The sequence below is a fragment of the Photobacterium sanctipauli genome, from assembly GCF_003026495.1.
Classification (GTDB): domain Bacteria; phylum Pseudomonadota; class Gammaproteobacteria; order Enterobacterales; family Vibrionaceae; genus Photobacterium; species Photobacterium sanctipauli.
On sequence record NZ_PYMA01000001.1, the window covers coordinates 187,295 to 210,121 of the forward strand.

Sequence of the window (22,827 nt, forward strand, 5' to 3'; positions counted from 1 at the left end):
TACTCCTGATATTATGATTTTTGTGATGCTTGTTCTCGTGTTTCTGTTAAACGGCGAGTCAAGTCAACAATGTTCTGACGGGTAAAGATGTCATCCAGCGTGGTCGACAGCTTACGGCGCCAGTTCGGGTATTCATCTACCGTACCCGGAATGTTGACTGGTTTATCCATTTCTAACCAGTCTTCAAGCTGAAGACTTAGCAGCGCACTTGAGCCAGCCGCCAAATGCAATTGCATAGCTTCACTTAGGTATCGGTCCATTGGTACATATGCAGCATCATGCCCAACACCTTCAGGAAGATAACCATGCCAAGCCAAACTATCAAGGATTTTTTGTTTGCTTTCAGCACGGCTGTCGAATAAGCCTTCAAGCTGTTCTTTGTTAGGGTACAGGCCCAACTCTTCACCCATTTTCAGGTCATCACAGTGCCAGAAACCACGTAGGGTTGGCATATCGTGAGTACACAGCGCAGCCATTGATTGGTCTGCATAGTGCTTCGGCGAGTAGAAACCACCATCTTCAGCTGTTTCGAAGAAGAACACCTTGTATGAGTGAATACCTGCGGTTGCCAGCTTATCGACAATTTCATCTGGCACGGTGCCTAAGTCTTCACCAATCACAGTACACTGATAACGGTGACTTTCCAATGCAAGGATGGCCATCATGTCTTCAACTGGGTAGTACATGTACGCGCCGCTTTCTGCTGACTCGCCCTTAGGGATCCACCATAGTCGAAGCAGGCCAAGAACGTGGTCGATACGAAGCGCACCACAATTACGCATATTGGCACGTAGCAGCTGGATAAACGGTTCGTAGGCACGCTCTTTCAGCACTTCAGGGTTAAGCGGAGGCAAGCCCCAGTTTTGGCCTAGAGGACCAAGGATATCTGGCGGCGCACCTACACTCACGTCTTGGCATAGCGCACCATGGTCGGCCCAAGTCTCAGAACCCGAATCACACACGCCGACAGCTAGGTCACGGTAAAGACCCATTACCATGCCTTTTTCTTCAGCAAGTTCGTGTACTTCTGCCAACTGAGTATCGGCTAGCCATTGCAGGTACATAAATAGCTGTACTTGCTCATAGTGTTTCTTAATGAATGTTTGAACAGCCGCATTATCAAAGTGGCGGTATTCTTCAGGGAAGACAGGCCAACCCCATACGTTGTCATCTTCTTTTTTCAGTTCTGCATGCAGCGCATCAAAGGCTGCTTGGTGCAACAGGCTATCGCCACCTTCTTCAACAAACTGAAGGAACTTCTGTGCACGGGCAGTATTTTTGTCTAGGTGACGCTCTGTGAAAGTCTTGAACAGTAGTGGCAGCACAGCCATTTTCAGACAAGACACTTCGCTGTAATTTACCCAGTTCGCATCACGGGCGTCGCTTAGACGCTGCTGGAATTCCGGGCTACCAACTAGTTGCTGGGCTTCATCACACTGAGCAAATTCGCTAACCGAGCTCACGTCGATGTACATCAGATTCAGCCAACGGCGTGAAGATGGGCTGTATGGGCTTGCACCTTCAGGGTTTGCTGGAAATAGAGAGTGGATTGGGTTTAGGCCGACAAAGTCACCGCCACGGGCAGCGACGTCTGCAACCAACTGCTTCAGGTCACCGAAGTCACCAATACCCCAGTTATGGTTAGTACGAATTGAGTACAGCTGTACACTTGTACCCCACAATTTCTTGTCATTCAGCAGGGCATCCTGCTTGTAACAAGAGGTTGGAGTCACAATCAAAGTCATTTCAAACGGAGATTTACGACGCTTACGGAAAACTTCAAGCTTGTGGTAGCCAAGTTCCAGATCGTTTGGTAGAGCAAATGTTAGCGTTCCACCGTCAGCACGGGTATCGGATACCAGTTGAGACTGTAACCAGCCCTCTAGCATCTCGCCCTGTTCGGTTTCCAAACGCCAGCTAAAGTCACTAATTCGCGCACTCTGGCCAAGGTGCATTTCAATATGCATTGGTTCGCCGGTGCGAATAACTTTAACTGGCGCCAAGACATCTGGTCGCTGCTTTTTATTCGCCGACTCTAATAAAGCTTCATCACTTTTGGTGTCGTATCCCAAAGCAGCCAACAAGCGACGGATAGTATCACTATCAACAGTAGCGTCATCGCCCCAAGCACTTACATAGCTATCTGCAATACCAGCCATGTCAGCAACTTGTTTTAATACTTGATTATCTTTCATCGTTCTCTCCGATAGCAGCCTTACGGCAACTACGATGTTAGGGGTTTTGCTGATATCAATTCAGAGCTTGATACCAACCTGGACCGTGCCAGCCAATCCAGGTCGGTATGTTTCACCTTTAGGGTGAGTTCTTATTTTCTAATCAATGATTAGATTTTTACTGGCTCAAGTTTCCAGATGTTATTGGCGTAATCGCGAATACTGCGGTCTGAGCTGAACTTGCTCATCAATGCTGTGTTCAGAATCGCTTTACGTGCCCAAGTCTTCTGATCACGGTATTCCGCATCAATCTTCTCTTGAGTTTTCACGTAATCAGCAAAATCGGCCAATACAAGGTATGGGTCACCACCGTCTAGCAGGTTGTGGCGGATAGCGGCCAACTGACCTGGGTTGCCTGGGGTGAACTCATCTGTTTCCAGTAGGTCCAGCGCTGCACGTAGCAGGCTATCAGCATGGTAGTAGCGGTAAGGGTCGTAACCCTCTTGCTTCAGTTTCTGTACTTCATCAACCAATAGGCCAAAGATGAAGATGTTCTCGTCACCCACTTCTTCACGCATCTCAACATTCGCGCCGTCCATCGTACCGATAGTCAGTGCACCGTTCATGGCGAACTTCATGTTACCTGTACCCGATGCTTCCTTACCGGCAGTTGAAATCTGCTCAGATACGTCTGCCGCTGGGAATAGGATTTCAGCTAGGCTTACGCGGTAGTCAGGGATGAATACCACTTTCAGCTTGCCACCTAGACGTGGGTCGTTGTTCACCTTCTCTGCCACTTTGTTGATGGCAAAGATGATATCTTTCGCCAGTGCGTAACCAGGTGCTGCTTTCGCACCGAAGAAGAATACGCGTGGCTGCATGTCGAACGTAGGGTCGTTCAGCAGGCGATGGTATAGCGACAGGATGTGAAGCAAGTTCAGGTGCTGACGCTTGTATTCGTGCAGACGCTTGATCTGGATGTCGAAGATAGCGTTGGTATCTAGCTCGATACCCATGTTCTCTTCAACCCAGTCAGCCAAACGCTGCTTGTTCTCTTTCTTCACTGCCATATAGCGCTTCTGGAACGCTTCGTCTTCAGCGAATTTCTCTAGGCCTGCAATCTTCTCTAGGTTTGCCGGCCAGTCATCACCCACTTTCTCGCTGATCAGCGCAGAAAGACCAGGGTTACAGTATTTGATCCAGCGGCGCGGTGTGACACCGTTCGTCACGTTCGTCAAACGGCCAGGGAACAGCTCGTTGAACTCAGGGAACAAATCGCGCTTAACCAGCTCTGAGTGAAGTGCTGCCACGCCGTTTACTGCGTAAGTACTTACCACACATAGGTTAGCCATGCGAACCATGCGCTGCGGGCCTTCTTGAATGATTGATAGCTTGCGCTTCACTTCATTGTTGCCAGGCCATGTTTGCTCAACCAACTTCATGAAGCGGTGGTTGATTTCAAAGATGATTTCCATGTGACGAGGCAGCATCTGCTGGATCAGTGCTTCGCTCCATGTTTCTAGTGCTTCAGGCAGTAGCGTGTGGTTGGTGTAAGCAAAGGTCTTCGATGAGATTTCCCATGCCTTGTCCCAGCCAAGCTTGTACTCATCCAATAGGATGCGCATTAGTTCAGGGATCGCGATAGTTGGGTGGGTGTCGTTCAGCTGGATAGTTTCCAACTCAGACAGAGACTCGATAGTGTTACCCGCCGCTTCGTGACGACGCAGAATATCTGCGATTGAACATGCACAGTGGAAGTACTGCTGCATTAGACGAAGTGCTTTACCTTGGTCGTGGTTATCGTTCGGGTATAGCACCTTAGTCACGTTACCCGCTTCTAGTGCTGAGTACTGTGCACCCACGTAGTCGCCATCGTTGAAGCGCGCTAGGTTGAATGGCGCATTTGAACGACACTCCCACAAACGTAGTGGGTAAACGCTGTTGTTGTCGTAACCAACGATAGGTAGGTCCCAAGCAATACCTTCAACAGTCATTGCCGGTACCCAACGGCGGCATGCAACGCCATTTTCGTCGGTGTAAGCTTCAACGTGGCCGTACAGGCTAACTTCTTGTGTTAGCTCAGGGCGAATCACTTCCCAAGGGTAGCCTTCAATGCCACGCCATGCATCAGGTGCTTCAACCTGACGGCCGTCAACAAATGACTGGCGGAACAGACCGTATTCGTAGTGTAGGCCGTAACCTACTGCTGGGTATTCTTGTGCTGCCAGTGAGTCCATGAAACATGCAGCTAGACGACCAAGACCACCGTTACCCAATGCCGGGTCGCGCTCTTCTTCAAGCAGGTCAGTTAGGTTCTGACCCATTTCTTCCATTGCAGAGGCAACGTTTTCGTATAGGCCCATGCTGATCAGGTTGTTACCTGTCAGGCGACCGATTAGGAATTCAAGAGAAAGGTAGTTAATGCTACGGGCTTTGTCTTCTGCAAGTTTCTGCTCAGTGGCAAGTAGGTTACCTGTACTGATTTCGGCTAGGGCTTTACCCATTGCCAGGTACCAGCTACGTGGTGATGCCGTTTCTACTGTGTTTGCATAAGTAGTAGTAAGGTGATTTTCTACAGCCGCTTTAAAAGCAGTTTTATCAAATTGTTGTGTCTGACCATTTTTAGACATGGTTCAATCTCGCTCTAGGATTATTTCCAACTGGTGACTATCTTGCCCATGTTTATCAGCTAAAACATCCTCCTGACAAACAGGGGTAGAGGGATGAGTAATAGGGGCGTAGCTACGCCTCTCCCCCTCTTTCTGTGACCACCTGCAAAAAAACGAGGTGTAGAAACACACGTCGAATACATCAAATGCAACCTGATTCACAAATTAAGACTACATTTCGATGTGCAAATAGGGACTTAAATATTTATGAAAGATCTTATATATGTGATCTAACTCATAAATATGGGGATGAGAGGATAAGAATTGCTGATTTCAAAATTTTCGAATGTAAAGTTATGGACAAGATCAAATGCTGTGAGATGATTTTCAGGCAAGATAATCATCACTTGAAAGCATAAAAGCTCCAATAACAAAGCGTAGGCATATTAGTGCTTTACCAACAAATAACCGAGCATAATGGACATAACCTTACAATAAGTAGCTAGACTATGTGGATACCATCTAAACTGACTCGCCCTGCTCGCTTACACAATGCGATAATTCGCCCGCGATTGCTGGAAACTCTTGATCAGGCCCCTTTCTATCGTCTTGTTCTGTTCCGCTCCCCTGCTGGTTTTGGCAAAACGACCATGGCAGCTCAATGGTTAAACGAACACCAACATACGGGTTGGTTTAACATCGACGAAAACGACAACGACACTTTCCGCTTCGCTAACTACCTGCTTCAATCCATCAACAAAGCCACCAATAACGCTTGCCCAAAAACACAAGCCATGGCAGAAAGACGTCAATTTGCCTGCTTATCAACTCTATTTAGTGAGCTTTTCGGCGAACTTAGCGAATATCACGAACAAACCTATTTGGTGCTGGATGATTACCATGTAATAAACAATGATGACATCCACGATGGGATGCGCTTCTTCCTGAAGAACATGCCCGACAACATCACGCTGGTTGTTACGAGCCGGACGCTACCACCATTGGGCACTGCAAACTTGAGGATCCGCGACCTTCTCATCGAAGTTGATAACGATCGCCTTGCTTTCGACGAAGAAGAAACCGAACGCTTCTTTAGCAAACGCGTCAATGAAAGCATTGAAAGTACGGTGCTTCGCAACCTTCACCAGCAGGTGGAGGGCTGGCCTTCTGCATTGCAGCTTATCGCGCTTCACGCCCAACAGCGCCCGAACATGCTAGAAGAGTCTGCGGAATCAATGGCAAGTTTCAACCGAGGCCACTTATGGGACTACCTAGCCGAAGAAGTTTTCGACCAGTTAGATAACGAAACACAGCAGTTTCTTCTGCAGTGCTCGGTATTGGACATTTTCAATGCACAATTGGTGACAGAGCTCACAGGGCGTAGTGATGCTTTGGCGATGCTAGAATCACTCAACCGCTTTGGTTTATTCCTCAATACCCTTGAGGGTGATAGCAATTGGTATCGCTTCCATAACCTGTTTGCCGAATTCCTCCGCCACCAACGCTATTCGCAAATTCCGCAACAGCGAGGCGAACTCCACGCGTTGGCAGCGAAAGCTTGGCTGAAACAAGACTCACCGCAGCAAGCACTACTTCACGCGCAAAAATGTGAAGATGAATCACTGATCATTCAAATTCTATGTGATTACGGCTGGGAAATGTACCACCATGGTGAAATCAAGCTATTGGAAGACTGCATTGACTCGCTCGATAAGTCTCACTTGGTCAATAACCCTCGCCTTGGCTTACTGCGCATGTGGCTAACTCAGAGCCAGCATCGCTACAATGATGTGGGCGATATGATCGCTGAAGCCGAACAAGCGATGAAACAACACGATATCGTACTGGATGATGCGATTCAGGGTGAGTTCAACGCACTCAGGGCACAAGTTGCAATCAACCAAAGTAAGCCTGAAGAGGCCCTCATCCTGTCAGAACAAGCACTGGGGCAACTGCCATCGACCACCTACCGTAGCCGTATCGTCGCCACCTCTGTTGTGGGTGAGGTTCACCACTGCTTGGGTAATTTGAGCCGTGCATTACCGATGATGCAACAAACCGAGAAAATGGCTCGTCAGTATCATGTTTACCACCAAGCATTGTGGGCACTGCTTCAGCAAAGTGAAATCCTGTTAGCTCAAGGCTATGTACAAACTGCGTATGAGCTACTAGATCAAGCATTTAAGCTAGTAAAAGAGCAGCACTTACAACAAGTACCTCTACACGAGTTCCTCCTACGCCTTCGCGCGCAAATCCTTTGGTGCTGGAACCGTCTTGATGAGGCAGAAGAGTCGGCACTGAAGAGCCTTGAAGTGCTAGCGCCTTATGATGAAACCAAGTCATTGCACGCCTACTCGATGCTTGCTCGTATTGCCATCACCCGAGGTGAACAAGACAAAGCGGCTCGCTATCTTGAGCTTTGCAACAGTATGATGGATCGTTCTAGCTACCATATCGACTGGCGCGCAAACACCGATTTGGCAAATTTGCTGTACTGGCAAAACACCGACGATATCAGCAGTATCCAGCAGTGGCTAAACCAAGCAGAGCAGCCAGAAGCCGCTTGCAACCACTTCCAGCAGTTGCAATGGCGCAATATTGGCCGTGCTTGCGTCAATGTTGGTGACTATGCTCGCGCCGAGCAAATCTTTAAAATGCTTGAAGAAAGCTGTGTGAAGCATAACCTGATCACAGACAAAAACCGCAACCTTGTGGTACAAGCGATGTTAAGCAAGAAGCAAGGCATGCGTGATAAAGCCCTTTCTGAGCTAAAAGAAGCGCTGATGCTAACCAATAGCACAGGAATGGTGGGTATTTTCCTTTGTGATGGCAGTGAAATTAACGATCTATTACAAGAGTTGGTAGATACCAAGGCGCTGAGTGAGTTAGAAATGCACCGCGCGAGGCAGCTGCTGCGAGAGATGACCAGCAAGGAACGCCACCGCTCAGTACACTTCGATGAAAACTTTGTTGAGAAGTTGCTCAACCTACCTGACGTACCCGAGCTTATCCGTACCAGCCCACTGACCCAGCGTGAGTGGCAGGTGCTTGGGCTGATCTACACCGGTTACAGCAACGAGCAAATTGCTTCGGAGCTTGATGTGGCCTCGACAACCATTAAGACCCACATTCGTAACTTGTACCAAAAGCTCAATATCGCAAACCGTCAGCAGGCGATTGAAACAGCTGAAAACTTATTAAAACTCATGGGCTTCTAAACTAAAGCTGCTATAGGTTGGTATAGATTGCTCATCACTGGTTAAGGACAACCAATGATTGAATGGAGCAAGGACAGAGTTTGGTATCAAGATATGCCGCTCAAGATGAGCGGCATTCCAGTGGGTGCCAGAATGACGGTCATCAAGTTGGATGAGCAAAAGCTGCTTATCCACTCCCCTATCCAGCTCACCACCAAACTACAGCTTGAACTGAGTAAGCTTGGCCAGGTTCATGCCATCGTGACCCCGAACATGAACCACCATCTCTTTCTCTCCGAATGGTGGTTAGCTTACCCCGATGCCTATTTCTTTGCCCCTCCCGGTTTGCAAAACAAACGCACCGATCTGGCCTTCGATGATGCATTAAGCGCACATAGCCCAAAGATTTGGCAGCACCAACTGTATCAAACCCTACTCCGAGGCAGTGATCGCATGGAAGAAGTCATCTTCTGCGATCCAGAGTCGAAAACCCTCATCGTGGGCGACACCCTGGCATGGCTAAAGCCTTCAACCAACATTTGCACCCAAATGCTTGGCTTGATCAATGGCTGCTACCTCAACCCCGCTATGCCCTATTACTGGCGCAGAACCTTTAACGATAAAACACGGCTACGCCAATCATTGCAGGAAATCCTAACCTGGCCCTTTGAGCGCATTATTTTATCTCACGGGCAAGTTATCGACAGAGGTGGTAAGGACTCTTTTCACCATGCGTTTAGATGGGCTCTCAACCAGTAGCAGCGCTACTTTTTTGCTTTAAATCAAGAAAGGTTTTCTTAGCTTTCAACCAACATTAATCTGTGATGCATTTCACAACTTAACCCCTATTTAGGCGTATATTGATACACGTTCCTACCGCTACAACGCACTCAGGGTTAAGACAATGACAGCAACAAAATTGTATTTCAGAGATATGCTGGGCTTAGTACTGATCATTTCTGCCACCATGGTAATGATGGGGCTAATTTTTGGCGTACTTGCAGTATTAAACTTCGTTTCACATGAGGATGCCTTGGCATCAACTTATCTTCATGAAGCCGCACCGCTATTTTTCTTCGCTATCCCCTGCTTATTGCTTGGGAAGTACATAAACCGCCCGCAATGGGTGCACGATGTAGAAGAATACCTGCTCGCCAAAGCTAAAGAGCTAAAACAAAACTAAACCAGAGCTAACTAAAGCGCCGACCTAGACGCTCGCTAGCCTCCCCACTCCTTCGCCTCCAAAAAAACGCTATTACCAATGATCAGTAATAGCGGGAGGTGGAGTATGGACAAAACAAGAAGCTCTATCAATCAAATTAACGCTAAAGCTATCGTTCCATTACTTCTACTTCCCTCTTCGGACTGTTCTAACCCATTCATTTCGTTTCAGTTAAATGAATGGAACATGAACAACTACCGTCATCAATAGTTCAAACTTGGGTACGTACTATAGAGCCATACTATCAACAACAAGAGAATCCAGTATGACGCCTATTAGTATTATCATCATCACCCTGAACGAAGAGAAACGTATCGGACGCCTACTTGATGACTTAAGTAAGCAAAGCCACCAACAGTTTGAAGTGATTGTGGTGGATTCCAACAGCGACGACAACACCTGTGAGGTCGCCCGAGGATTTGAGCAAGCGTTACCATCACTCACCGTCCATAAAATGGAACAACGCGGTACCAGCCTTGGCCGAAATACGGGTGCTGAAATCGCCAAGCATGAACGTCTATTGTTCCTCGATGCGGATGTTCGGCTACCACCAACATTTATCGCAAACGCACTTCACCAGTTGGAATCGAAGAAACTTGAAGTTGCGGGTGCCTACATGAACGCCGATAACCTCTCTGTCGGTTATCGACTTGGCTATATCGCCTTTAATGCCGGCTTATTTGCAACGTCATTCTTTTTCCCAACTGCTGTTGGGGCTTGTATGTTCTCGACCAAACGCGCCCACAATGAAATTGGCGGCTTTGATACTGACATCACCTTATGTGAAGACTGTGACTACGCCAAACGCGCAGCCCAAACCTGGCGCTACCGTATGATCCCAGTCAGCTTCTGGTTTGATCCGCGTCGCCTAGAGCAAGACGGCTTCTTTAAGATGGGCTGGACTTACTTTAAAGCCAATGTTCGCCGCTTCTTCTTCGGCGAGATGCGTAAAAATGAAATGGAATACAAATTTGATCACTACAAGGATGCAAACTAAACAATGTCTGAACATGCGTGGTGGTGGTTCTTCGGGGGGAGCCTATTAGACGCATTAATTGGTCCTAACTTAGTCGTCCCCGGCGAGCCCTTCTTGCTCGCAGCCGGCTATCTATTGGCGAGCGGCGCACTCTATGGCGTCATCGCTGTATTCATCGGTGGCTTTATCGGTGATCAACTCAGCTTCTTTATTGGCTCGAAGTACGGTGCCGATGGCTGTCGAAAACTAAGGAAACGGTTTAGCAAAACACGCCGTCCAATGGCAAAAACGCGCCTGTTGTTTCGCCAAAAAGGGCCATGGTTTATCGCTTTTGCACGCTTGCTCGGCCCCGTGGCTTGGATCATGCCATTTTTGGCTGGCAGTTATGCTATCCCTTGGTACAAATTCACCTTTTATTCTCTAATTGGGCTGATTGTCGGTATCGGCCAATTCGTCGCAGCTGGCTACCTACTCGGTATGGGTATTGAGTTTTTGCCTAGCTGGGACAGTATCTCGCTCTTCCTAATTGAACACAGTATTCTGTTCAGTGCGATTTTTGTTGCTTCACTTGTTTGCGTTGTTCTGTACCGTATTTATGGTTGGAAAAAGTGGCTCACAATGAGCATGTGTTGGTTTGCCACCCTAGGGGGAGCGAACTATTACCACTTCTTCCATAGTGATGCATACAGTATTGAGTGGATTTCCTCTGCCAATGCCGAATCCACTGCGCAAACACAACCCGTATCGCTGGAGCAACTCGATTACAAAGTCTACCCAGGGTTAGCACCGGTCTATAAACCGCAGCCCATCAATGTAGTCGTTATTGGAGAAAACCCGAGTGTTCTGATGAAAGAGCAAGGTTGGGTTGAGAATAAAACCTTCTCAAATGATAGGTTGGATCTATCGCAGTATTTAGACCTGATGTCAGAAGCGCTTCCACCTATTTCCGATCTTTATTGGGCACAGCAGCCACAGCTACTGGCTTATCAACACAAAGGGGACATTGTAAACCGACGCCACATTCGTTGGTGGTATGCAGGAAAAGAAGAAACAAGCCAGAAAGAGATTTGGGTTGGGTCTGTCAGCTACGACAATGATCTAAAAATCGCGCACTACAAGGGCATGATTACTATTTTACATGCCATCGACCCAGATATTGATGAAGAACGAGATAGACTAGCAGAGCCTCTTAATCACGAAAAGTGGTCAGTTAGCTATCAACGTTTGGGCGAGCCTAAAGCTTATTCTAAATCCAACCACTACTTCAGTGATGGGCGCGTTCTGATTTTGGAAAAACAAACATAAGCCATGTATAAAATAAAACCCCAAATAACATAAACCCCAAACATTATATTTGGGGTTTACTGGCCTTGGGCCTGACTCTAAGTGATGCTACGCCGTATTAACGTGGACGAGCAAACACCTGCGTCCAGTAGTAACTGTAACCTACACCCGGGTTTTCAACAAGAGAAGCCCCCATCTCGGTCACATTGGCACTCATGATATTTTTACAGTGGCCAGGACTGTTCATCCAAGCTGTCATCACTTCGTCAATATCACGCTGACCTGCCGCAACGTTTTCCGCCCATGCACTAGACTGATAGCCTGTATCTGCGATGCGATCACCTGGTGAGCTGCCATCAGAGCCAGTGTGATCCATAAAGCCTAGGTTTGCCATATCACTTGAATGACGGTAAGCCGCTGCTTCCAAATCGAGATCCCACTCAAGCGCAGGTACGGCTGGCATCATTTCGCCACCACAATTTTGCGCTTCAGAACGAGCCAGATTCACTGCATACAACATCTGATCTGCAAACTCATCACTTGGTGGCGGTGGTGGAGAAGGCTCAGGCCAGTTCCCGCCACCATTTTGATCGTCGTCGTTCCCATCATCACCATTATTTCCGTTGTCACCGTTGTTACCGGAGCCATCGGAAACATCGCCACCATTGTTGCCTGAATTTGTACCAGAAGAGTCGGAGCCGCCAGAACCACAGCCAACTAATAGTAATGAAGATAATAGAATAATTGGAACTACTCGCATGATGTACCTAACCGTTGAATACATTAGATATGCTTTATTCCCCTAAAAATAGGCAAAAGCTAAAAGTAAGCTTAGGCTAAAATAAAGCAAGATTAATATTTCCGCTAATTGTCTGTCAGCGATTTCGTGGAACACACTATACTGACTCGCAGCTTAACCCTTCAATATGCAACGGTTATTTTTTGCTCTTCCTGACATAAAATTAACACCTCACATGACCTACCTGAATACTAATAAAACCATAAGCCGATGATATTTAATCATTAAAACTCAATTCTCACTCTTGATACATTGCGTTAGCGTTTATTGGCACACGCGTATGTTAAGCTAGTCAAAATTGACAGTTCGCTGACTTTAATTTGAATCTAATTCATTTTAAGAAAAAATAATGACGACTATTTAAGTCATATTTATTACTAACATCACTTTTTTGACTTAATAGTACAATAAAAAAGTCCAACATTATTATTAGCAATAATGCTGGACTTTTTTATATTATATTTCGGATGAATCAGCGGTAATAAAGTAACACTTTAAGCCAAATCATCTTGGGTAACGCTCACACCCTTAATTTGGGCATACACGTGATCCCCTACCTGTAAGTTCAACTCTTCGGCGGCCCATAAGGTAATGTTCGCCCACAGCTGCGCCTCACCAACCCTTAAGCGCACTTCCACCTTCTGCTGCTCATCTACCGGGTGGATCTTGTCAATTCTAGCCGACAAGATATTACGAATACTGGTTTGCTCAGGCATTACCTTGGTGATCGACACATCATTAGAGTGGATCCTTACCCTCACCCACTCACCGCGAGCACGGCTTAGCTTATTCACCCATAGAAATGAATCATGGTTCAGCATCACCTGCGTTAAGGCGTACCGGGCATGATCGTAATTCACGCGTGCACTTAATAGCGAGCTTTGCTCTTTAGCCGGTAACCAAGGCCGCATCTCAGGTGCCCCCCATACACTGTTCACATGGCCAGATACCACCACCTCGCCTTGGTTGATCATCACCATGTGATCTGCCAATCGTAAGATCTCATCCAAACTGTGCGTCACATACACAATCGGGATCTGCACTTCTTTAGCAAGCTTTTCCAAATAAGGCATCAGCTCTTGTTTACGGGGCAAATCAAGCGAAGCCAGTGGCTCATCCATTAACAGCAAATCAGGGTTAGATAATAAGGCACGGCCTATGGCTACCCGCTGCTTCTCACCACCCGACAAGGACGCAGGGTAACGCTCTAATAAGTGGTCAATGCCCAACATGGTGATAATGGTTGTAAACTGCTGTGGATCGTCTTGCTTGCAGCCATAGCGTAAGTTTCCGGCCACGGTATAGTGCGGGAACAAACGGGCATCTTGGAAAACATAGCCAATGTCACGCTTCTCTGGCGGCAAATTAACCTGAGTCTCACTGTTATACAAAACATGTTCCCCCACAGAGATCACGCCGCTATCAGGCACACTTAAGCCACTAAGAATGTTGATTAGCGATGTCTTTCCCGCCCCCGAGCGGCCAAAGATTGCGGTAATGCCCTGCATCGGCAACTCAAGCTGCATATTCAGCTGAAGCGCTCCCAACGCCTTCTTGACGTTTATGGTGATCATAGGGCGTTCAACCTTCTGCGTGCTTTGCGGGTTAGCCACTCAGAAGCCAATAAGGATGACAAAGCAATGAGCACCGCAATCACACAAAGCCGAGCGGCTTCTTGCTCAGCCCCAGGCGTTTGAATAAATGAAAACATGGCCAAAGGAATAGTTTGTGTTTCACCGGGAATATTTGAAACAAAGGTGATGGTTGCACCAAATTCGCCTAACGCACGAGCAAAAGACAAAATGGCACCGGTTAAGACACCGGGAATCGTCAACGGCAAGGTAATGGTAAAGAACACTTTCAACGGACTTGCGCCCAATGTACGGGCGGCTTGCTCTAATTTGGGGTCAACGCTTTCTAACGCCAACCGAATAGAACGTACCATCAAGGGAAAAGAAACAACGGCCACGGCAATCACCGCACCACGCCAACTAAAACTGACTGAAATACCAAACCAGTCATACAAGGCTTTACCTATGACACCCTGACGCCCCATCAGTACTAATAGTAGATAACCGATAACAACGGGAGGCAACACCAAAGGCAGATGGACAATACCATCTAGCAGTGACTTGCCAACAAAACGAACCCGGGCCAATAGCCACGCGCAAAGTACCCCCAACGGTAAACTGACCAAAACGGCGACGCTAGATATTTTCAAGCTCAGCAGCAATGCCTGAAGCTCGTACTCCGATAACACTATTCCACTTCCCCAAATCCATATTGCGCAAAAATAGCGGCCGCTTCATCGGATACCAGATAATCGTAGAACCCTTGCACCTTACTATTTGATTTATCTTTAACAATAGCAACTGGGTATGAGATTGGACTATGGGTTTGCTGTGGAATTTCAGCCACCACTTTCACATTTTTCGAAATCAAGGCATCGGTTTTATACACAATCCCCAGCATGGCTTCCTGCCGTTCAACCAAGAGCAGCGCGGAGCGTACATTGTTCGCGCGAGCCATCACCCGCTCGGCTTGCTGCCATAATGCCAACGCCTTCAGTGACTCTTTGGTATAAATACCAGCCGGTACATGGTTCGGATCCCCAACAGCAAGGCGAGTCCCTTGCAAGGCATCGGCAATATTCCACGAGGCAGACAGGGTAATTTCATCTTGCGGGTAGCTGTTCGGAGCCACCAGCACCAAGCTGTTGTTCAGCAATGTCTTTCGGGTATCCGGCTCTATCGCTTGTTGCTGCTCGACATAGTCCATCCACTTTTCATTGGCTGAAATATAGATATCCGCCGGTGCGCCTTGGGAAATTTGTCTGGCGAGCGAAGAAGAAGACGCATAAGAGAAAATGGCTTTTACACCAGATTTTTGCTGATAGGCTGCTGCTACGTCGTTAAGGGCGTTGGTCAATGATGCGGCAGCAAAAACAGTGACTCGCTCTCCTGCCTGAATAGCACTCGAAAAACAAAGTACCCCCGCCAAAGCCCCATATGCCCACCATCGCTTCATCGCTACAACCTTAGATATAAACAACACCGTTATATACTAAAGTATATAACGGTGTTGAGGAATACCCATTAGTGGTATTTGCTATTCAAGTTCAAGAAAACTCAAGGTATCAACACTAGCTTCCCGGTGTACTGCTTCGCCATGAATGCCTGCTGGGCCGTTTTGATTTCGCTTAGCGGATACTGCTTAGAAACTAGCGGTTTAATTTCACCGCGTTCGATATAACTGACCAGATTTTCAAATACCTCACGCTGCTGGTAGGTACAACCAAAGAAAGTAAGATCTTTTAAATACAAGGTACGAACATCAAGCTCAACCATAGGGCCTGCGATGGCACCAGCTACCGCGTAACGCCCTCCACGGCGCAAGACAGTCAGTAAGCTCCCCCATTGGCCACCCGCAACCAGGTCAATCACGACATCTACCGACTCTTCACCCAGTACTTTTACAACATCTTGATCGCGAGCGATAACCTCGTCTGCACCTAATGCTAATACTTGCTCGCGTTTCGATTGGCTACAAATGGCAATAACCCTAGCACCTCGACGCTTAGCCAGCTGGATAGCCGCCGAGCCTACCCCACCCGAGGCCCCCGTGATCATCACGGTATCTGTCGCTTTAACATTGGCGCGTTCAATCATATTTTCCGCGGTTGAGTAAGCACACGGGAACGACGCCAATTCACTATCTGTCAGCTCACTTTTCACGGTGAAAGCCTCAACCGCATCAGCCTTGGCATACTCAGCAAAACCACCATTCACTTCAGAGCCAAAAGTCCGGCATAAGTGGTCAGCGGCATCCCCCACCTGCTGCATCGACCGGATGATCACTCGCTCACCAATTCGGCTCTCATCAACATTGCCGCCAACAGCTACAATGATGCCGCAGCAATCAGCCCCTTGGATCAGTGGAAAGCTCAGCGCGCTGCCGGCCCAACTCGCGTCATCATCAACGCTAGCGTCAAACCCATCAAGGGCGCCGTTATTGGTTTGCGAAGTCACCTGCTTTGAATACCAACCAATACGGGTATTAATGTCAGTATTATTAATGGCACTCGCTCCAACTTTAATGACAACCTCATTATCACCCGGTGTAGGGACTGGCAAGTCATCACGGTACGCCAATTTATCCAAGCCACCGTGGCCGTTTAGCACCACACCAGACATCATTTTCGGTAGCGACGTTGATTGAGTTCGCATAATTACCTCTCACCAATTGCCTTAGATTCACTTTGTACAATAGTAAAAAAGGCTTATACTTCAGCCAAACTAATAATAATGAAGCATCAATTTAGTTTTTCTAAATTAAGTTCTCATATTGAAACCACGGTGGTACCACGATGACAGCAACCCAACTAAAAGTAGACCGCTTATTGGATCTTGACCTGTTGCGCACCTTCAACGCCGTCGCCGAAACCGGCGAGCTTAAAAAAGCCGCAGAGATCGTCTGCCGCTCACAAGCAGCAATCAGTATGCAAATGAAAAAGTTAGAGCAATTGGTTGGTAGCCAAATCATGGTACGGAGCAACCGGGGAATCCAACTCACCGAAACAGGTAAAACCCTATTAGGCTATAGCGAGCAGTTCTTGAAGCTCAATAACCTGACATTCTCAGCGCTAAAGGAAGATACGGTATCCGGGCATTTTAATTTCGGGGTGCCAACCGACTACACCCAGCATTTTTTAACCGGGTTCATGCCGATCCTAAGCGAAGAGATCCCAAATCTTGAGGCCACAATCACCTGTGATAGAAGCCGTGAGCTACGCCGTAAAGTAATGTCAGGCGAGCTTGATATCGCGATTGTTTCAGGAGAGGCCGATTATCAGGATAAACTCACACTATGGAGTGAGCGGTTACTATGGGTGGGTGCCAATCAATTAAACTATGAACTGCTTTCTAGCTTGCCAGTCGCCATCTATCAAGATAACTGCATACTCAGCGATCTTTACCACCAAGGCATAGAGCAAGCAAACTTTGAGCAACATACCGTGCTTACCAGTTCGATCTTAGAGAATATTGCAACGGCTGTGCATACCGGGTTTGCTATCGGGTTATTACCAGAATCCATAATCGATCCGAACCGAGTTAAGCCGCTGCCAAGTTCGATTATCGAGAGCAACCAGACCTTGAACATCAATATGATCCACTCTCCTCACCTCGATGATCAAACCGTGGAGAAAATTGCCCACTGCCTAAAGCTTGCCGAGCAAAAGTGATATTCAATATCAGGGCTAAAATATCTGGCGATAGAATAGCGACAAGAAAACACCCACAAACCAAGGCGAATGTGGGCGTTTACCCGAGATGGGATTGGTTTAGAGATGAGATTGGTATGATTAAGCGATACTCTGGATTGCAGGACGCTCAGCAATACGCGTTTTCCACGCTTGCATATTAGGATATTCATCAATGGCGACTTCAAGTGCCGCAAGCATTCCCATCAACACGAAAGCAGTAATGTCTGCCACGCTGAAATGCTCACCCGCGACGTAAGGTTGCTCAGCCAACTGCTTCTCTAGTGTTGGTAAAAAATCGATGACACGCTGGCGAGATTCATGCCCCCAGGCCTCAATGCACGTCTCACGATCGCTATAAATCGCCGTGATATTACGAAATGCCTGAAATGCCACAAACAATCCTTGTAACTCTACGATGCGCTGCCACATTTCAACTTGTGCTTTTTCTAGGGCAGTTGCACCAAACAACGGAGCCTTTTCCGGATAAAGCTCTTCGAAGTAACGGCAGATGGCAATCGACTCGCAAATCGTAGTGCCGTCATCGAGCGCCAAAACAGGAATGCGACCATTCACACTCAAAGATTGAAACGCTTCGGTTAAGTTCTCCCCCTCACGGACATTCACGCTTTCTCGCTCTACTTCAATACCTTTTTCGGCGAGGAAAAAACTAACACGCTTCGCACTCGGGGTCGGGGCCAGTTCATAGATTTTCATTACACTTCCTTTTATTGAACGATCGTTATTTAATTCAATGTAACCATAATTGAACGATTGGTCAAGAAAGCAAATCCTTGCTAGAAATATAAGCAATCAACCGCCAAGCCTACGTACACGTCGCCCCTTGTCCTGACTTCATGTTAGAATAGTTCTATGACTTAACGGCTATTGCTAAGGCAATAGCCGTCTTTTTTGATTTTTACCTGAGACTTCACATGCCATTTTCCAAGCTTGGATTAAGCGATCCGATTGTCAAAGCCATTTCCGAACTCGGCTACTCTGCCCCAACCGCCATTCAAGAAAAGGCGATCCCGACGGTATTGACGGGCCGTAACCTCTTGGCAGCAGCACAAACGGGCACAGGTAAAACCGCTAGCTTTGTCCTGCCTATTTTGCAGATGTTAAGCGATGCACAACGCAAGGTACGCCCAAAACGTGTTCATGCCTTAATCCTGACGCCAACCCGTGAACTGGCTGTTCAGGTTGAAAAAAGCATTGTGCAATACAGCAAGCACCTATCGCTAAACTCCTTGGCCATGTACGGTGGGGTTGATTCGAAATATCAAAAGCAAAAGCTCATTGAGGGTGTTGATGTTTTGGTTGCCACTCCGGGCCGACTATTGGATATGTGCACCCAGCGTGCTATCCACCTTGATGAACTCGAGGTTGTCGTGCTCGATGAAGCCGACCGCATGCTTGATATGGGCTTTATTGAAGACATCAACAAAATCATGGATCGCACCCCTGTTGATGCGCAAAGCCTACTGTTTTCAGCCACCCTGTCTCCGCAGGTTCGCTCGCTGGCTAAAACCGCTGTCGAGAATCCGGTTGAAATTGCCATCACCCCTGATGAGAACAATAAACCTCAGATTGACCAGTGGTTAGTAACTGTCGATAAAGATAAAAAATCAGCCCTATTAAGCCACCTGATCACTGAAAACCAGTGGGATCAGGCCTTGATCTTTATCGAAACCAAACACGGCGCAGCCAAACTGGTTAGCCAACTTGAAAAGCGCGGTATTGCTGCTGAGTCGTTCCACAGCGGCCGTAGCCAAGCGATTCGCGAGCAGTTATTGGAAGATTTCAAAGCAGGTAAGATTAAATACCTCGTCGCTACTGGTGTGGCCTCTCGCGGTATTGATATCGTGGAATTGACCCGCGTGGTTAACTACGACCTGCCTTATCCGCCGGAAGACTATATCCACCGCATCGGGCGTACAGGCCGTGCTGGTGCATCAGGCGAAGCGATTTCTTTTGTCTCGAAAGACAACTTCAAGAACCTTTGCACGATTGAAAGCCGCCTAGGCCACCTGCTTACCCGTAAGGTGGTGGAAGGGTTCGAGCCACGCAAAGAGGTGCCAATCTCGATCCTCAACTACGTACCTAAAAACAAGCGTAACAACGATGATCGTAAGGCTTCCCAAGGCGATAGCGATAAGCGCTCAACCAAGCCGCAAAACAAACGCCGCCGACCATCGAGCGGCAATCGCAGCCGTTCAGGCAATAAGCCGGCGCCAAAGCGTGATGCCTAAGTCCTATTAGCGACTAGCAATGTTGGAAACTGAAAAAGCGAGCCGAATGGCTCGCTTTATTCTTCCCGTTCCTGCTCGGCTAATCGCCGCTCTTATCTAGCACTGTTATCGTTAAACAGTCAGTGATTCTTCTGCTGTTGGATAATCGATATAGCCTTTTTCGTCTCCGCCATATAGAGATAAACGCGCATCGGCATCAAAATCAGTCAACGCTATGTTGTGCTCGATACGGTGCACAAAGTCCGGGTTAGTCACAAACGGTGTGCCAAATGCCACTAAATCCGCATACTTTTTGCTAAGCAATGCTTCCGCCTTTGCCTTGTCCAACTTACCCGCCACCATAATGGTGTTAGGGTAAACTTGCCGCGCAGCCTGACGGAACGACTCCGGTGCTTCCACATACTTAGAGATGTTCTCTGAAAAATGCAGGTAGGCCAAATTAAGCGGCGCAAGCTGCTCAAGCACTTTCAGCGTTAGTGCCTCAATTTCCGGATCAAAGTCTGCAAAGCCTTCAACCACATGCGGCGAAACTCGAATAGCGACTTTATCTGCGCCAATCGCATCAACCACCGCCTCTACTGTTTCAAGCAAAAAGCGCATGCGGTTTTCTTGGCTACCGCCATACTGATCATCACGTTGGTTGCTGGCAAGACGCATGAACTGATCAAGCAGATAACCGTGAGCAGCGTGGATCTCCACACCATCAAAGCCTGCTTCCATCGCGTTTTTTGCCGCTTGCACAAAATCAGCAATCGTCTGTTGAATATCCGCGATACTCATTGCACGTGGTACGCCAGTTTCAATCATACCGAACCCACCGTCTGGCAACGGGCCAAAGACTTTGTCCGCTTCCTTAATAGCAGATGCCGATACGATTTCCTCACCAGTAATACTTTCATGGCTGCGGCGACCAACATGCCACAACTGGATAAAGACTTTCCCGCCCTTGTCATGGATAGCTTGTGTTGTCTTTTTCCATCCATCGATGTGCGCTTGAGTATAGATACCCGGCGTTAACGAATAACCACGACCGACAGCCGAAATTGGCGCCCCTTCGGTAATGATTAGACCTGCAGTCGCCCGCTGACCGTAATACGTGGCCATCATGTCGTTTGGCACATCACCCGGCTGGGTCGTACGAGAACGCGTCATCGGTGCCATGGCGATACGGTTATTGATTGAAAACTGGCCAAGCTGAGTTGGCTGAAATAAAGAAGCCGTCATGATTATACGTCCTACAAAATTAACTTGATGGCGATATTAGCAACCAAATTAATTTGCACTAATAGCACAAATAACAAATGACTTTTGTTAAAAATGAAACAGTTCAACTTGGTAAATCCAGATTGGCTTAGCGACTGGCCGAAAATCGTTTTCTAAAGTCACCCGGGGTTAAGCCCATAGTACGAAAAAATACCTTACGACAGGCGCTTGCGTCGTCATAACCCACCTGATTGGCAATCCATTCAAACGAATGGTTGGTGGACTCAAGCATGTCGCATACCTTTTGGATCCGTACGCGTTGAATGTATTGGGTAGGTTTGATACCTGTCGCTTTAACGAAACGCCTAAGGAAAGTACGCTCTGTCAGGTTTACCTGCTTCGCTAGCGCAGACACACTCAAACTTTGGCTGTAACTGTCGTTAATTTCATGCTGGATCGCAACGATTGCCTCATCCCCATGCTGGTAGTTGGGGGAAAATTGTTGGTAGTAACGTTGCTCCCGCGCACCGGTATCAACCACTAGCATTTTGCCCACCATTCGCATCACACTGGGGTTTGAGAATTGAGCGACCAACTCAAAACCCAAATCAAGCCATGACATCATTCCACCCGCGGTGATCACATCACCTTGGTTAATTAAGATTTGCTCTACCGACAGATGGTGCTGAGGATATTGCTGCTTAAACAAGTCCGCTAAGCCCCAATGGGTCGTGACAGCTTTGTTATCCAAACATCCGGTTGCCGCAAGAATAAACGCCCCGGCACAGGCCGAGGTGAGTACCGCGCCCCTTTGGTGATGGTGATGAAGCCAGGCCATTAATATCTGTTCGGGAGCTAGGTAATAGTCACTCTGCAGGCTCGGAGGCAGGATAATCGCGGCATAGGACGGCGCTTGATCACCTTTCCCATCGATATGTTTATAATGGTTTTGATTAACAATATCACACTGAAACTCAAGGGAAATCGCTAAATCGCGACATGCCAAATTCGCCATTTGGAACAACTCTTCCAAACCATACAGTGCTGACTTCAAACTATTTGGATAATCGACTATCGCTATCTTTATGATTGTCTTTGGTTGTCTCTCGCTCATGATGATGCTTTTCAACTTTGTCAGTTTTGACCTTGTTTATGTCATTTTAGACTCTGAATAATTCACTTTACAGTACCTATACTCACATCATCAAAATCAACTTGACGGAGTCAACCATGAGCCAGAAAGCCCTACTCGTTATCGATCTACAAAATGACTATTTCCCAGCCGGTAAGTTTCCGCTTTGGAATACCGAACAAACACTAGCGAACATTAAAACCGCGATTGATAACGCCAACCAACATAATATTCCAGTCATCCACATCCAGCACATTGCTGATGCAGCAATGGGGATCGCCCCATTCTTTAATGAAGGGACAACCGGGGCTGATATTCACCCAGAGATCTTTGCTGCAGCGCCTAACGCAGAAGTGGTGGTGAAAGCGTTTGCCGATGGTTTTGAAAAAACGGAGCTAGAAAACGTACTCCAGCGCCATGGTGTTACAGAATTACTGGTTTGCGGCATGATGACCCAGAACTGTGTAACCCACACCGCCATTTCCAAAGCCGCTGAAAAGTATGATGTTTCAATCTTGATGGATTGCTGTACCACTGTGGATGAGATGATCCACAATATCGCACTTCACGCCGTATCCACCCGAGTGCCTTTGGTTAACTCTGAACAGGCTTTTGTCTAAACGCCGTTAAATCCAGACGCCGTTAATTCCAGGCGCCTTAAAGCTAAGAGCAAGAAGTCCAGTCACGACTCACCATCGTAACTGGGCTTGCTCTCGCAT

18 protein-coding genes are annotated in these 22,827 nt (G+C 47.5%); 8 read left to right on the forward strand and 10 right to left on the reverse strand.

What is annotated here, in order from left to right:
• Positions 1-11 precede the first annotated feature (11 nt).
• Positions 12-2,195: a 4-alpha-glucanotransferase gene (malQ, locus tag C9I98_RS00825; protein WP_107271449.1), complete on the reverse strand. Its 2,184-nt coding sequence runs from the start codon at positions 2,193-2,195 to the stop codon at positions 12-14.
• A gap of 149 nt (positions 2,196-2,344) precedes the next feature.
• Positions 2,345-4,804 (reverse strand): glycogen/starch/alpha-glucan phosphorylase, encoded by a 2,460-nt coding sequence (locus tag C9I98_RS00830; protein ID WP_107271450.1) that lies wholly within the window; start codon positions 4,802-4,804, stop codon positions 2,345-2,347.
• Between the two features lie 488 nt (positions 4,805-5,292).
• Between C9I98_RS00830 and malT the strand changes: the two genes are divergently transcribed.
• The 5 genes from malT to C9I98_RS00855 all read left to right on the forward strand — a co-directional run bounded on the left by malT (position 5,293) and on the right by C9I98_RS00855 (position 11,483).
• Positions 5,293-8,001, forward strand: a complete 2,709-nt coding sequence (gene malT / locus C9I98_RS00835) for an HTH-type transcriptional regulator MalT (protein WP_036816468.1) — start codon at positions 5,293-5,295, stop codon at positions 7,999-8,001.
• 54 nt (positions 8,002-8,055) lie between these two features.
• On the forward strand, positions 8,056-8,739 hold the full coding sequence (locus C9I98_RS00840; protein ID WP_036816465.1) for a DUF4336 domain-containing protein: 684 nt from the start codon (positions 8,056-8,058) through the stop codon (positions 8,737-8,739).
• A 145-nt stretch (positions 8,740-8,884) separates the two neighbouring features.
• Complete coding sequence (locus tag C9I98_RS00845) at positions 8,885-9,163, forward strand: hypothetical protein (RefSeq protein ID WP_036816463.1); 279 nt, start codon at positions 8,885-8,887, stop codon at positions 9,161-9,163.
• 304 nt (positions 9,164-9,467) lie between these two features.
• A complete protein-coding gene (locus C9I98_RS00850) occupies positions 9,468-10,199 on the forward strand; it encodes a glycosyltransferase (protein ID WP_036816461.1) in 732 nt (243 codons plus the stop codon).
• 3 nt (positions 10,200-10,202) lie between these two features.
• Entirely contained in the window at positions 10,203-11,483 is a 1,281-nt protein-coding gene (locus C9I98_RS00855) for an LssY C-terminal domain-containing protein (RefSeq protein ID WP_036816458.1), read from the forward strand.
• Positions 11,484-11,580: 97 nt separating this feature from the next.
• Here the strand turns inward: C9I98_RS00855 and C9I98_RS00860 are convergent, their stop codons facing one another.
• From C9I98_RS00860 to C9I98_RS00880, 5 genes are all read right to left on the reverse strand, one after another.
• Positions 11,581-12,222, reverse strand: a complete 642-nt coding sequence (locus tag C9I98_RS00860; RefSeq protein ID WP_036816456.1) for a CAP domain-containing protein — start codon at positions 12,220-12,222, stop codon at positions 11,581-11,583.
• Positions 12,223-12,755: 533 nt separating this feature from the next.
• Positions 12,756-13,835, reverse strand: a complete 1,080-nt coding sequence (gene modC, locus C9I98_RS00865; protein ID WP_036822443.1) for a molybdenum ABC transporter ATP-binding protein ModC — start codon at positions 13,833-13,835, stop codon at positions 12,756-12,758.
• A complete protein-coding gene (gene modB / locus C9I98_RS00870) occupies positions 13,832-14,521 on the reverse strand; it encodes a molybdate ABC transporter permease subunit (protein ID WP_036822440.1) in 690 nt (229 codons plus the stop codon). Before modB ends, modC begins: the two co-directional genes overlap by 4 nt.
• On the reverse strand, positions 14,521-15,288 hold the full coding sequence (modA, locus tag C9I98_RS00875; RefSeq protein WP_107271451.1) for a molybdate ABC transporter substrate-binding protein: 768 nt from the start codon (positions 15,286-15,288) through the stop codon (positions 14,521-14,523). Before modA ends, modB begins: the two co-directional genes overlap by 1 nt.
• A 101-nt stretch (positions 15,289-15,389) precedes the next feature.
• The gene (locus C9I98_RS00880) at positions 15,390-16,487 is read right to left on the reverse strand and encodes an alcohol dehydrogenase family protein (protein WP_211318290.1); all 1,098 of its coding nucleotides are present in this window, start codon (positions 16,485-16,487) and stop codon (positions 15,390-15,392) included.
• A gap of 140 nt (positions 16,488-16,627) precedes the next feature.
• On the opposite strand from C9I98_RS00880, the gene C9I98_RS00885 reads away from it, so the two are divergent.
• Positions 16,628-17,503: a LysR family transcriptional regulator gene (locus C9I98_RS00885; protein ID WP_107271452.1), complete on the forward strand. Its 876-nt coding sequence runs from the start codon at positions 16,628-16,630 to the stop codon at positions 17,501-17,503.
• A gap of 120 nt (positions 17,504-17,623) precedes the next feature.
• Here the strand turns inward: C9I98_RS00885 and C9I98_RS00890 are convergent, their stop codons facing one another.
• Positions 17,624-18,238 carry a glutathione S-transferase family protein gene (locus C9I98_RS00890; RefSeq protein ID WP_036828626.1) on the reverse strand — a complete coding sequence of 205 codons (615 nt, stop codon included), beginning with the start codon at positions 18,236-18,238 and terminating at the stop codon, positions 17,624-17,626.
• A gap of 218 nt (positions 18,239-18,456) precedes the next feature.
• Between C9I98_RS00890 and C9I98_RS00895 the strand changes: the two genes are divergently transcribed.
• Positions 18,457-19,773: a DEAD/DEAH box helicase gene (locus C9I98_RS00895; protein ID WP_107271453.1), complete on the forward strand. Its 1,317-nt coding sequence runs from the start codon at positions 18,457-18,459 to the stop codon at positions 19,771-19,773.
• 111 nt (positions 19,774-19,884) lie between these two features.
• Here the strand turns inward: C9I98_RS00895 and C9I98_RS00900 are convergent, their stop codons facing one another.
• The gene (locus C9I98_RS00900; protein WP_036831199.1) at positions 19,885-20,997 is read right to left on the reverse strand and encodes an alkene reductase; all 1,113 of its coding nucleotides are present in this window, start codon (positions 20,995-20,997) and stop codon (positions 19,885-19,887) included.
• Positions 20,998-21,124: 127 nt separating this feature from the next.
• A complete protein-coding gene (locus C9I98_RS00905; protein WP_036831197.1) occupies positions 21,125-22,090 on the reverse strand; it encodes a GlxA family transcriptional regulator in 966 nt (321 codons plus the stop codon).
• Positions 22,091-22,206: 116 nt separating this feature from the next.
• Here C9I98_RS00905 and C9I98_RS00910 point away from each other — a divergent pair, with 116 nt between their 5' ends.
• Positions 22,207-22,728 carry a cysteine hydrolase family protein gene (locus tag C9I98_RS00910; protein ID WP_036831194.1) on the forward strand — a complete coding sequence of 174 codons (522 nt, stop codon included), beginning with the start codon at positions 22,207-22,209 and terminating at the stop codon, positions 22,726-22,728.
• The last annotated feature ends 99 nt before the right edge of the window (positions 22,729-22,827 follow it).